The sequence below is a fragment of the Clostridium zeae genome (assembly GCF_017312485.1).
Lineage (GTDB): Bacteria > Bacillota > Clostridia > Clostridiales > Clostridiaceae > Clostridium_AR > Clostridium_AR zeae.
Window position 1 is genome coordinate 118,221 of record NZ_BMBA01000002.1, and the last position, 12,332, is coordinate 130,552.

Annotated in this window: 12 protein-coding genes; 1 reads left to right on the top strand and 11 read right to left on the bottom strand. The window is 32.3% G+C overall.

The window, feature by feature from the left end:
• Positions 1–23: 23 nt before the first annotated feature.
• The 5 genes from J3477_RS09955 to J3477_RS09975 form a co-directional block, all read right to left on the bottom strand.
• The gene (locus tag J3477_RS09955) at positions 24–1,220 is read right to left on the bottom strand and encodes an ABC transporter permease (RefSeq protein ID WP_206869814.1); all 1,197 of its coding nucleotides are present in this window, start codon (positions 1,218–1,220) and stop codon (positions 24–26) included.
• A complete protein-coding gene (locus J3477_RS09960) occupies positions 1,217–1,930 on the bottom strand; it encodes an ABC transporter ATP-binding protein (protein WP_284691994.1) in 714 nt (237 codons plus the stop codon). The genes J3477_RS09955 and J3477_RS09960 overlap by 4 nt, the downstream gene beginning before the upstream one ends.
• A gap of 25 nt (positions 1,931–1,955) precedes the next feature.
• Positions 1,956–3,359: an efflux RND transporter periplasmic adaptor subunit gene (locus J3477_RS09965; protein WP_206869815.1), complete on the bottom strand. Its 1,404-nt coding sequence runs from the start codon at positions 3,357–3,359 to the stop codon at positions 1,956–1,958.
• A gap of 361 nt (positions 3,360–3,720) precedes the next feature.
• A complete protein-coding gene (locus J3477_RS09970) occupies positions 3,721–5,265 on the bottom strand; it encodes a sensor histidine kinase (RefSeq protein ID WP_228731260.1) in 1,545 nt (514 codons plus the stop codon).
• Positions 5,262–5,942 carry a response regulator transcription factor gene (locus tag J3477_RS09975; protein ID WP_206869816.1) on the bottom strand — a complete coding sequence of 227 codons (681 nt, stop codon included), beginning with the start codon at positions 5,940–5,942 and terminating at the stop codon, positions 5,262–5,264. The genes J3477_RS09970 and J3477_RS09975 overlap by 4 nt, the downstream gene beginning before the upstream one ends.
• Before the next feature lie 399 nt (positions 5,943–6,341).
• Here J3477_RS09975 and J3477_RS09980 point away from each other — a divergent pair, with 399 nt between their 5' ends.
• Entirely contained in the window at positions 6,342–6,818 is a 477-nt protein-coding gene (locus J3477_RS09980) for a cupin domain-containing protein (protein ID WP_206869817.1), read from the top strand.
• A gap of 183 nt (positions 6,819–7,001) precedes the next feature.
• Here J3477_RS09980 and nfsA read toward each other — a convergent pair whose 3' ends face one another.
• The 6 genes from nfsA to J3477_RS10010 all read right to left on the bottom strand — a co-directional run bounded on the left by nfsA (position 7,002) and on the right by J3477_RS10010 (position 12,299).
• Positions 7,002–7,739, bottom strand: a complete 738-nt coding sequence (gene nfsA / locus J3477_RS09985) for an oxygen-insensitive NADPH nitroreductase (protein ID WP_206869818.1) — start codon at positions 7,737–7,739, stop codon at positions 7,002–7,004.
• 263 nt (positions 7,740–8,002) lie between these two features.
• Positions 8,003–9,079, bottom strand: a complete 1,077-nt coding sequence (gene mnmA / locus J3477_RS09990; protein WP_206869819.1) for a tRNA 2-thiouridine(34) synthase MnmA — start codon at positions 9,077–9,079, stop codon at positions 8,003–8,005.
• A gap of 7 nt (positions 9,080–9,086) precedes the next feature.
• A complete protein-coding gene (gene nifU, locus J3477_RS09995) occupies positions 9,087–9,515 on the bottom strand; it encodes a Fe-S cluster assembly scaffold protein NifU (protein WP_206869820.1) in 429 nt (142 codons plus the stop codon).
• A 2-nt stretch (positions 9,516–9,517) separates the two neighbouring features.
• The gene (gene nifS, locus J3477_RS10000) at positions 9,518–10,702 is read right to left on the bottom strand and encodes a cysteine desulfurase NifS (protein WP_206869821.1); all 1,185 of its coding nucleotides are present in this window, start codon (positions 10,700–10,702) and stop codon (positions 9,518–9,520) included.
• Positions 10,703–10,721: 19 nt separating this feature from the next.
• A complete protein-coding gene (locus J3477_RS10005; protein ID WP_206869822.1) occupies positions 10,722–11,168 on the bottom strand; it encodes an RrF2 family transcriptional regulator in 447 nt (148 codons plus the stop codon).
• A gap of 318 nt (positions 11,169–11,486) precedes the next feature.
• On the bottom strand, positions 11,487–12,299 hold the full coding sequence (locus J3477_RS10010) for an AAA family ATPase (RefSeq protein ID WP_308483204.1): 813 nt from the start codon (positions 12,297–12,299) through the stop codon (positions 11,487–11,489).
• Positions 12,300–12,332: the final 33 nt, after the last annotated feature.

Genomic DNA, 12,332 nt, shown 5'->3' on the forward strand with positions numbered 1-12,332 from the left:
TCTTGCAACTGCCCTTCATATTATTATTCAAATCTTAAAGCTTCTATTGGATTTAACTTAGATGCTTTACTTGCTGGGTAAATTCCGAATATTATACCTACTGCTAATGAAAATACAAATGCAGCTATTACAATATTATTAGAAATCAACACTGTAGTTGAGAAGAATTTTTGTGCAACATAACCACCTAAATATCCTACAAGTACCCCCAGTATTCCACCAAATCCACTTACACTTGCAGCTTCGATAAGGAATTGTAGAAGTATTGTCCTTCTTTTTGCTCCAATAGCTTTTCTAGTACCAATTTCTCTAGTTCTTTCAATTACTGATACAAGCATTATGTTCATGATACCAATACCACCAACTACAAGAGATATTGCTGCTATACCAGCAAGCATTGTAGTTAAACTCTTATTTGTTGAGTTTGCAGTATCTAATATACTTGTTTGGTTCATAATTCTGTAGTAATTTCTTGTTGTATTACTATTGCTTGTTGAGCTATTTAACTTATATTTTTTGTTTAAGAACAATTGCAAATATGCCATAGCTGTGTCAACTTTTTCCTTACTTTCTGCTTCTATATAGAAAGTCTTTGGGTTTGCACTCTTTAATAGTCTTTCACCAGTTGTCAATGGAACTATTATTCTATCATCACTAGAACCAGTTGCTGAAGTTCCTTCAGATTGAAGAAGTCCTACTATTGTAAATTCAATACCATTTACATACATAGTCTTACCAACTACATTTGTGGTACTAAATAGAGTCTGAGCAGTTTCACTTCCTATTACAAGAACATTATATCTATTATCAATATCCCTTTGTTCTATAAATCTACCTGCACTTACTGAAAGTTTTCTTATCTCTGTATAATTTGGAGTTGATCCTTCTAAAGTGGTTGTACTTGAAACATCTCCATTTTTTACATTAACACTACTTGTTATTTGAGGTGCAATTTCCTTAATTCCAGGCTTCGTTTTGAGTTCAGCTAACTCCTCTGTGGTTATTGTAGGTGTTCTATTACCTGTTATACTTATAGTTATAAGGTTAGTTCCTAGCTTTTCTATTTGATCACTTACTTGCTTTTGAGTTCCTTGTCCCATTCCAACCAGTATAATAACTGAAGAGATACCTATTATTATCCCAAGCATTGTAAGGAAGGATCTAATCTTATTTTGCCAAACTGAAGTTAACGCAATTTTTATAAGCTTTGTTAGTTTCATGCTCTCACCTCACTATCATTGAGCGTGTCAGAGGTTATCATTCCATCCCTAACAGTTATAATTCTCTTGGCATGTGCTGCAATATCCATGTCATGAGTGATCATTACAATTGTATTACCTTCATTATTTAGGTCAGTTAACATCTTAAGCACTTCTTTTCCAGTCTTACTATCAAGAGCTCCAGTTGGTTCATCTGCAAGAATCATTTGTGGTTCTGTAACCAGTGCTCTAGCAATTGCAACTCTTTGCATTTGTCCTCCAGAAAGCTCAGATGGCTTATGCTTCAAATGACTTGTAAGACCAACCTTCTCAATGGCTTCTCTTACTTTTTCTTTAGTTTTTCCGTTAGGATATCCTAGATATAATAGTGGCAATTCAACATTTTCATATATATTTAACTTAGGAAGAAGATTGTAATTTTGAAAAATAAAGCCTATTTTCTTGTTTCTTATTTCTGCCAGCTTATTATCATTACATTTGGTATCTAACCCATCTAAAATATATTCTCCTGAGGTAGGTTGATCTAAGCATCCTATTAAGTTCATAAGAGTAGACTTTCCAGCACCAGATGGCCCTACTATAGCTACGTATTCTCCCTGTGAAATAGTCAAATTTACATTACTTAGAGCTTTGAAGGTATTGCTGCCCATTTTATATATTTTTTCTATCCCGGTCATTTTTATTATCTCTTTATTTAAATTCTCTTCCATAAACTGAATACCTCACTTATTTATACTAGTTTTTACCACCAGTGCTGCCACTATTACTTCTTTGACCGCCTTGACCTCCTCCGAAGCCACCTTGCATACCTCCGCCGAAGCCACCCATGTTACCTCCAAAGGCTGAGTTTTGGCCACTTCTGTTATTTGTTGTTGTAGTTGTTGTTTGTGGTAATTGAACTAGAACCTTTTCTCCTTCAGTAACTCCTTCAGTAACTTCAACATAGTTTTCTGTTTCCATTCCTGTTTTAACTGCTATTAATCTTCCACTGCTTGCAGTAGTTGCCATACCTCTTGCTCCATTACCGTATCCTTGCGAATTTCTTTGACCATATCCGCCATTTGAATTTTTTCCGTTATTAGAAGTTTTATTGCTATTAGTATTTTGAGTGTTATTTCCTTGGGATTGTTGGTTTGAATCGCTTGTACTATTATTGCTGCTACTTTGTCCACTAGCTGCAGTGCTAGTACTTTCAACTCTAACAAACTTTTGACCATTATTATCAACCAATGCTTCTGCAGGTATTACTAATGCATCTTGTTTACTTTCAACCGATATAGTTACATTTCCATTCATTCCAAGCTTAATTCCAGTTGGATCTTTTATTCCAACCACGACATCATAACTAGTAACGTTATTAGAAGTTGTTCCAACTGCTGCAACTGTTTCAACAGTTCCATCAAAAGTCTTGTCCTTTATTGCATCGAACTTTACCGTAGCTGTTTGTCCAGCTTTTACCTTCTCAATATCAAGCTCATCTACTGACAACTTAATCTTAATTGAAGTCATATCAACTATTGTTAATATACCACCTGATGAACTAGATGAACTTGAACTAGAGCTTGAACCGGATCCCGAATTTGAACCTGAACCAGATGATTGACTGCTATCACCATTTGAGGCATTAACTGCTGTAACTACCCCTCCGATAGGAGCTTTTACAGTCATATTATTTAGGTTTGTATATGCATCGTTTAGTTGACTTTGAGCATCTGAAACATTTAATTTATCCATTGCAACTTTGTTATCATCAACTTTCGCAGCACCTTGATCACTTGATAAAGTAAGATTTTGCTTTGCTAAGTTATTTTGCGCAGTAGTTACTGCCTTTCTTAATGTATCACTATCTGACATAAATAACTTTTGTCCTGCAGTCACAGTGTCTCCTACTTTTACATTTAAATCTTTTATAGTTCCAGTATTATTTGCAGTTACTTGTTTTGTTACTGCAGCATATGCAGTACCCGTACCTTGAACTGTAACATTAAGATTCATTTTTCTAGCAGAAACAGTATAATATTGCACGGCTGAAGCTACAGTTTTCTTAGCAAAGAAGGTATTATATGCGAAATATCCACCTACCCCTACAGCTATAACAATTATTCCTGCAACTATTCCTTTGATTACTTTACTTTTCATCTTAATCCTCCTATAAATATGATTAACAATTTCAATCCCTTAATTCCACATTAAATTATTAGTGCTTAAACTCTTTATATATGAATTATAGATGTAAATTGCCGAAGTATTATCAAGGAATTGTGTGAAAATTATGTGATAACAAAAAAAGTAGCCTATATGTACTTGCAAATACTGATATAGGCTATCTTTAATATTTATTGTTAAATATACTTAACATCAATGTATAAGTACCGCTAAAGCTTATGTTGTCTAACTTCACTTCTTATTTCATAAAAGCAGCATCAACAATTATATATACTACAATATAAAAATTTGACAAATAAATTTCACATAATTTCTCAATGCTGTAATATATCTTCTACACAGAATCTTCATTTGCCAACGGTAATTTAATAATGAAGCTTACTCCTTCAGTCCTATTTACAGCTGATATTTCTCCATGATAAAAATTAATTATCTTCTTACAAATAGCTAATCCAAGACCAAAGTTACCTGTCTTATCCTTATATAAATTGTCAAAAATACGATCCATGTGGATTTTATCAATATTTGGACCATCATTATATATATCTAGAACAGCAAAGTTTCCTTCTCTCTTTAAACTAACTTTAATTTGCTCCTTAGCATATCTTAGTCCATTATCTAAAATATTTTCAATTGCAACCTGTATTTTCTCTACGTTTCCATGTATGTTAAGCTCGTTTAAATTTAAATTCCAATCAATTTCACTCTTTATTACTTCAAATCTATTTATTATGTGAAGCATCATTCTTTGAAGATTTATTTCAGTTTCTTCATTTGTGTTATTCATCACATAATCCAAGGTGTTCAAATAAAGCATCTGCTTAATCTTCTTCTCAAGACTTATAGCTTCATCTCTTATTATTTCAGCAGTCTTCTCAACAGAGTCTATGTAAACTCCATCAATTATAGCGTCAGCATGACTCATAATAACCATAACAGGTGTTTTTAAATCATGAGAAATACTTTGAAGGAAAAGCTTTTCTTCTCTATCAATCTTTTGAAGTTCAGTCTGCATTGTATTCATAGAAGTTACTAATCTACCTATTTCATCTTCCGTTTTAACTTCAATTGGATCCATCCAATCCTTATGGGATATCCTCTTTGTATATTCCTCAAGCTGTTTAAGTGGTTTAGCCAAATAGTTAGCTATAAGTTTTGCTGTAAAAAATCCTATTATTATAAATGCAAGGCCTATAGACACTACAGTATATAGTAAAGAATTATCTTCCATACTTGGAGTATAAGAAACTAAATATTGTTTTTCCCCACTTGTACTTTCCTTAGAACTTACTATTATAAAATATTTTCTGCCCTTATAATATTCCTTAAATACTTTTTCAGAAATCTTATTACCTGATATAAAATTAGTCATCCATTTTTTAACGTCTTGATCATTGTAATCTTTCCCAAATCCATTATCACCGGTTATAAAATTAACTATTTCATGTATAACATCTTTATCATTCTTATAAATTGGAGGTATTTCACTCTGACTTGGCATCATTGGCATTAAAGACGGATCTAGAGTGTCGTTCTTATTGTTATTGTTATTGTTGTTAGGAGATGTTATTTTCGGATATCCATCTGAATCAAGAACAATCTTCCAATTATCATCTGCGGTAACTAAAAAATGCTTACTTCCTTTTAAGTTTCCGAAACGCCCTAACCCTTCTGGTATACTTTTTTTTAATACCATATCATGAGCAATTTTTAAGTCTGCAATTACTGCATTTTCTCTAGTCCTTCTATAAGCAAAAATATATACGAGAGAGATACTAAAGATTATTATTAAAATGAATGCTGTAAATGTGGTCCATATTCTCATGGTTAAGGATTTAAACTTGAACCTGTTAATTAATCTTAATTTGAAATTTTTCATGATTTATATACCAATTTATAACCACAGCCATATATGGTTTCTATGCTTAAGCTTAAAACCTTTCTTCTTAGTCTTCTGATAGTATCATCAACAACTCTATCTGATCCAAAATAGTCGTCTCCCCATACATGGTCAAGAATTTGATCTCTTGATAAAAGAGCATTTTTGTTTTCAACTAAATACACTAATAATTCAAATTCTTTGTTAGTAAGCTGAATTTCCTCATCCTCTAAGAATACAGTCCTTTGTCTTTTGCTTATTTTATATTCACCTATCTTTAAAAATACATCTTGTACATCAGTACTTTCTTTTCCGTACACTCTTTCAATTAATCTGTTAGTTCTTATTACCAACTCCCTTGGCAGGAAAGGTTTTGAGAGGTAATCATCACTTCCCATTTCAAGCCCAACAACTCTATCAAGTTCTTCATTTCTAGCTGACATAAATATAACTGGAGTAGTCTTATCATTAGCTTTTATAGATTTTATCAACTCATAACCATCAATATCTGGAAGCATTATGTCTAGTATCCATACATCTGGTTTATCTTTTATTCTATCCATAGCAGATAATCCATCCGAAAAGGTAGTAACTGTATATCCTTCTCTTTTTAAATATTTTTCCAGTAAAAGATTTAAACTTTTTTCATCCTCTACAAGATACAATGTCTTATCCATTAATCTCACCTCAAATTATTTATCTTTCCTTGTTTAGTTATCTTATGTACTTATTTTATCATACAACATTAAAAACATTTTAGATAAATTATGTGAACTTTATGTGATAGGTAAAAATTATTTTTTAACAATGTTCTTTTAAGTAATATTTCTATAATTCATTATTATAACCCTTAAAGCAATATATTTATGTTTTCACTCACAAAATACCATAGATATCATCTTACTTCCTTATTATATAGTAACTTTTTGTATCCTAAAAAGTTATTATACAAGTGGCTCATAATTATAATCCTATTATGACTATATATTATTTATATCCCTATGTTATAATTCCCTTAAATACCCAGAACATGCTAAATCCAATTGCTTATTCGATATAAGAAAGGAGATTACAAAATGACTAATAGAGAGATATTAATAACCAATAAAAAACAAGTGGAACCCAGACATAAATCTAATCACAAATCCTATGAATACTATAAATATGAGATAGTAAAACCAACTAAACATAGTCAATGCTCTGTATCTATTTATGAAATTCCTCCTCAGAAAGCAGGATACCCATACCACTATCATCTGAAAAATGAAGAAATTTTTTATATAATTAGCGGAAGTGGAATCTTGGAAACTCCTGATGGAAATAAAACAGTATCAGCAGGTGATGTTATAGTTTGCCCTCCATCAGAAAAAGGTGCGCATAAAATAATTAATTCTTCAGAAATTGAAAAACTTGTATACCTTGATTGTGATACTGTAAATTATCCTGATATCGCATATTATCCTCATTCGAATAAGGTGGGCATAGTGCTTGCCGGAGAAACAAATTCGTTTTTTAATAAGATAGATGAAGTAGATTATTATCAAGGCGAATAAACTAGCTTAATATAAAAAAGGAAGCAATACATCAAAATACCTTGCTTCCTTTTTTATGTTTATATGATTTTATTTTATAAATCTTTTCAAATTATACTGGTACTTATTTCTAACTTTAATATTAAGGTTTTCTATTGCAACTAAATTTGAATTAGTTATATGTTTATAATAAATTCTATAATATTATTTCATAAAAAATCCATGCTTCTCTAAAAAAGCTTTCATATGAGGTCTTGGAATGTGGCTCATCATTCTTGCCATCATACCAGTCCAGGTATCAGCTCTAATCCCTTTGGTTCTATCTAGATAATAATTCTTTATTCTCTCATCATATTCTTTTAGTTTTTCTATATCTTCTTCAGTTGTGTAGCTATCCTTCTTAAACACAATTTCCATAGGAAGTCTTTCTTTTATATCATTGTCTTCATCTGGATATCCAAGACACATTCCAAAGAGTGGATAAACATTTGTAGGTATGTTTAATAGCTCTGATATTTCATCTGGGTTATTTCTTATCCCCCCTATATATACACCACCGAGTTCAAGGGATTCAGCAGCAACCATGGCATTTTGCGCTGCTAATGCAGTGTCAACGGTAGCTATTATAAAGCTTTCAGTATATCCTTCTTTTATTTCAGCTCCATTCATTTCACAAGCAATTTTGTGACGATTTAAGTCTGCACAAAAAACAAGAAACAACGGACACTCCTCGATATACGTTTGATCTCCAGCAAGCTTTGCAATCTTCACTCTTTTCTCTTTATCTTCTACACTAATAATGGTATAGGCTTGAATGAAACTTGAAGTAGACGCACTTTGAGCAGCCTGGATTATACTTACTATTTTCTCTTGCTCTATATCCTTTTCCTTATACTTTCTCACAGATTTATGAGATTTTAATAAATTTATAACTTCATTCATAATTCTATCTCCTTCTATTAAATAGTTTCTTGTTTTTATATATTTAATGTTAACTTTCTTATTTATATAAAAAGATATTCATATAATAAACATACAGCAATACTGTATTTGCATGTAGTCATTTAATATTTTGTAAGAATTTTGAATCTAATTTCAACACAGTGTTTAAATGAATCCTAGATTTATCAACAAGCAGATCTTAGCTAGTTATAAGAAAAAAGCTACTTACAGGGTTTCATAATCGAAACCCCATAAAAGTAGCTTTAAATTATCTTCTCTATTATTCCGCCGCCAACAACTAAGTCTTCGTCATAGAAAACTACTGACTGCCCTTTAGTTATTGCTCTTTGCTTTTCTTTGAAGGATACAACAACTCTACCATCTTCTAGTGGTCTAATAGTTGCATCTGAAGCTTTTGCAGAATATCTTATCTTTGCTTTTACCTTTATCTCTTTATCAAGCTTGTCAAGAGTTATAAAGTTTAAGTCTTTTGCTATAAGATCAGTTTTGAAGATATCTTCTTCTGGTCCTATTACAACTTCATTTCTTAAAGGATTTATATCAGTAACAAATACTGGTCTTCCAAGGGCTAAACCTAAGCCTTTTCTTTGACCAATAGTGTAGTATACAATACCTTTATGTTTACCTAATATATTACCATTTTTGTCTACGAAGTTTCCTTGCTTAACCTGTCCTGGCTTCGCAAGTTTTATGTAGCTTCCATGGTCATTATCAGGTATAAAACATATTTCTTCACTGTCTTTCTTATTATGAACAGCAAGACCTATTTCCTTAGCTATTTCTCTTATTCTATCCTTAGTGTATTCACCGCAAGGCATCAAAGTATGAGAAAGCTGTTCTTGAGTTAGGTTATACAATGCATAAGTCTGATCTTTTCTATCATCTTCCGATCTTCTTAGCACATATCTTCCATTTTCATTTGTTACAGTTGCATAATGGCCAGTAGCAACATATTCTGCGCCTATAGCTCTAGCTTTCATTAGAAGTTCATCAAACTTTAGGTACTTGTTGCAAGCTATACAAGGGTTAGGAGTTTTTCCTTCTATGTATTCATCTACAAAATAATCAATTACCTTTTCTTTGAAAGAATCTCTGAAATTCAACACATAAAAAGGTATTCCTATTCTGTCTGCTACTCTTCTAGCATCATCAACAGCAGAAAGGGAACAGCATCCGCCTTCTCTTTCTTCAAACTCCTTATCCTCTTGCCATATCTGCATAGTTACACCTATAACATCATAGCCTTGTTCTTTTAAAAGATAAGCAGCAACGGAGCTATCAACTCCGCCACTCATACCTACTACTACTTTTTTCTTCATATATTAATTATTCTCCATGAACTTGGTCGTGGATGTCATCATGTTCTTCATAATCCCATGCTTCTAATCCTTGACTTATTCTGTAGTCATTAATTGCCTTATGTATAGCTTCTTCAGCTAATACTGAACAGTGCATCTTTACTGGTGGAAGTCCATCAAGAGCTTCTGCAACTGCTTTATTTGTTAACGTCCAAGCTTCTTCAAGAGTTTTTCCCATGATTAATTCTGTAGCCATACTTGATGATGCTATAGCAGAACCACATCCATAAGTTTTGAACTTAACATCGTTTATTACATTATCTTCTACCTTTAAATATATCTTCATTATGTCTCCGCACTTAGCGTTTCCAACTTCTCCTACGCCATTTGCATCAACTATTTCTCCTACATTTCTTGGATTTCTAAAATGATCCATTACCTTTTCACTGTACATCATAATTATTTTGCTCCCTTCTTTAGATGGTCTTCCCACAATGGTGACATATCTCTTAATCTTTGTATTATTGGTGGTACTGCATTTATTACATAATCTACATCTTCTTCAGTAGTTCCGTCCCCTAATGTCAATCTTAGAGAACCATGAGCAATTTCATGCTTACATCCTATAGCTAAAAGTACATGTGAAGGATCAAGTGATCCTGAAGTACAAGCACTTCCTGAAGATGCACAAACGCCTTCAAAATCTAACATTAACAGTATTGATTCACCTTCTATGAATTCAAATATAATATTAGAATTACCAGCTAATCTGTTCTTTCCTCTTGGTCCGTTAAGTCTTGAATATGGAACCTTCAATAGGCCGTCTATTAACTTATCTCTTAACTTTTCAAGTCTTTCAGCATGTTCATCAATACTTGAAGTTGCAAGCTCAATTGCTTTTCCAAGACCAACTATTGCAGGTACATTTTCTGTTCCCGCTCTTCTTGCTCTTTCTTGACCACCACCGTGAACAAGATTATCTATTCTAACACCTTTTCTTATATAAAGAGCACCTATTCCCTTAGGACCATATATCTTATGACCAGCTAGGGATAATAAATCTATATTTAATTCTTTAACATTTATATGAACATTACCAACAGCCTGAACAGCATCAGTATGGAATAATACTTTTCTTTCCTTACAAATCTGTCCAATCTCTTTTATTGGTTGAATTGTACCTATCTCATTGTTTGCAAACATGATAGAAACTAATATAGTTTTATCAGTTATTGCATTCTTTAAATCTTCTAAGTTTATGAAACCTTCACTATCTACATCTAGATATGTAACTTCAAAACCATGTTTTTCAAGATATTCACACGCATGAAGTACTGCATGATGTTCTATCTTTGTAGTTATTATGTGGTTTCCTTTTTTCTTATGGGCAAAAGCGATACCTTTTAGTGCCCAGTTATCTGCTTCTGAGCCACCACCAGTAAAGTAAACTTCACTTGATTCACAACCTAGGGCTTTAGCTACTCTATCTCTACCTAAATCTATAGCCATCTTAGTATCTCTTGATATACTATAGAATGATGAAGGATTACCAAACTTTTCAGTAAAATAAGGCAACATCTCTTCTAAAACTTCTGGTTTAACATAAGTAGTAGCTGCATAGTCCATATACACAACTTTATTCATTAACCTTCACTCCTATCAGCTATTTTTCAGCTATTTTGATGCTGTTTTGTCTGGCTTTTATACCATTGTAATCATTAACTATATCCTGTAAAGTCACTGATTCCATTACGTCATCAATACTATTTTTTATTTTTTTCCATAACAGCGTTGTAGCACAACAATCAACATTGTCACAAGCTGTTCCATCTACGCATTCCGCGATTTCTATAGGTCCTTCCAATACATCCATTATATTTGCAACAGTTATATCTTTAGGTTCTTTGTTTAAAACGTAGCCACCTTGAGCTCCTCTAATACTCTTGATAAGCTTCGCCTTTCGCAAAGGACTAAAAAGCTGTTCTAAATAATATTCTGAAATGCTTTGTCTTTCGGAAATGGTCTTAATGGATACGGGTGCTTCGCCATAATTAATGGCTAAGTCAACCATAGCCTTTACTCCATAACGTCCTTTGGTTGACAACTTCATACTATCACCCCTTAATGTTGAGTAAAACACTAAACTTTCCATTTCATATAATAGCAAATCCGACTTAAACTGTCAACAATTAAAAAAGAACAATTTTCCTTTGATTTTAGCAATAACCACTTACTAATCAATACTAAGTATACTTTTTTAACATTTTTGCTGCAATTTTAAAAAGGATTGATAATTTTATCAATCCTTCCTTAAAATATTATTAATTCATTAATTTTTCTTTCTTATATAACAACTCTTTTATTATAAGTTTATATGTTTTTATATATACAGATACATGTTTTATTTTTTCATAATAACTTTACCAAGCTATTCCTCTACCTTCTTCCAATAATCAAAAATAACCTTCTCATTCTTATTCTTTCCTGGTACATAATAATTTCTGCTTTTTAAGTTATCTGGAAGATACTGCTGCTTAATATAATTATTTTCATAATTATGAGGATACTTGTATTCTATTCCTCTACCTAAAGCCTTTGCAACACTATAATGGGCATCCTTTAGATGAACTGGTATATCACCAATATTCACCTGTTCTATATCTTGAAGTGCAGCGTCTATAGCACATACTACTGAGTTTGATTTTGGTGCTGTAGCTAGAACTAAGGTTGCTTGTGCTAGTGGAATCCGTGCTTCTGGAAAACCTAGCATATTAGCTGAATCAACACATGACTTAACTATCATAGCTGCATTTGGATATGCTAGACCAATATCTTCAGATGCAATCACCATAAGTCTTCTACAGATTGATTGAATATCTCCAGCTTTAACGAGCCTTGCTAAATAATGAACTGCAGCATCTGCGTCGCTACCTCTAATGGATTTTTGGAAGGCACTTAAGATATCATAGTGACTATCACCTGACATATCGTAATTAAACACCTTGCTTTGAGTACAATCTCTAGCAACTTCTTCATCTATTAATATAACACCTTCACTATTAGGATTGGTTGAATTTATAGCCACCTCTAAGCCATTTATAGCTTTTCTTACATCTCCATTTGAAGACGCTGCAAAGTAATTCAATGCTTTCTCATCAACTTCTATGGTAGTATTCTTATGATCTTCCTTTAATATATCTACAGCTCTAACTAATGCTTTTATAACATCGCTATCCTGCATTGTTTTAAACTCAAATACAGTAGATCTACTTAT

What these genes read in the sequence shown, in the direction of transcription:
- J3477_RS09970 (WP_228731260.1), bottom strand. Translation starts at nt 5,265, where the DNA reads ATGAAAAATTTCAAATTAAGATTAATTAACAGGTTCAAGTTTAAATCC.
- J3477_RS09955 (WP_206869814.1), bottom strand. Translation starts at nt 1,220, where the DNA reads ATGAAACTAACAAAGCTTATAAAAATTGCGTTAACTTCAGTTTGGCAA.
- J3477_RS09980 (WP_206869817.1), top strand. Translation starts at nt 6,342, where the DNA reads ATGACTAATAGAGAGATATTAATAACCAATAAAAAACAAGTGGAACCC.
- nfsA (WP_206869818.1), bottom strand. Translation starts at nt 7,739, where the DNA reads ATGAATGAAGTTATAAATTTATTAAAATCTCATAAATCTGTGAGAAAG.
- J3477_RS10010 (WP_308483204.1), bottom strand. Translation starts at nt 12,299, where the DNA reads ATGCAGGATAGCGATGTTATAAAAGCATTAGTTAGAGCTGTAGATATA.
- nifU (WP_206869820.1), bottom strand. Translation starts at nt 9,515, where the DNA reads ATGATGTACAGTGAAAAGGTAATGGATCATTTTAGAAATCCAAGAAAT.
- J3477_RS10005 (WP_206869822.1), bottom strand. Translation starts at nt 11,168, where the DNA reads ATGAAGTTGTCAACCAAAGGACGTTATGGAGTAAAGGCTATGGTTGAC.
- nifS (WP_206869821.1), bottom strand. Translation starts at nt 10,702, where the DNA reads ATGAATAAAGTTGTGTATATGGACTATGCAGCTACTACTTATGTTAAA.
- J3477_RS09960 (WP_284691994.1), bottom strand. Translation starts at nt 1,930, where the DNA reads ATGGAAGAGAATTTAAATAAAGAGATAATAAAAATGACCGGGATAGAA.
- J3477_RS09975 (WP_206869816.1), bottom strand. Translation starts at nt 5,942, where the DNA reads ATGGATAAGACATTGTATCTTGTAGAGGATGAAAAAAGTTTAAATCTT.
- mnmA (WP_206869819.1), bottom strand. Translation starts at nt 9,079, where the DNA reads ATGAAGAAAAAAGTAGTAGTAGGTATGAGTGGCGGAGTTGATAGCTCC.
- J3477_RS09965 (WP_206869815.1), bottom strand. Translation starts at nt 3,359, where the DNA reads ATGAAAAGTAAAGTAATCAAAGGAATAGTTGCAGGAATAATTGTTATA.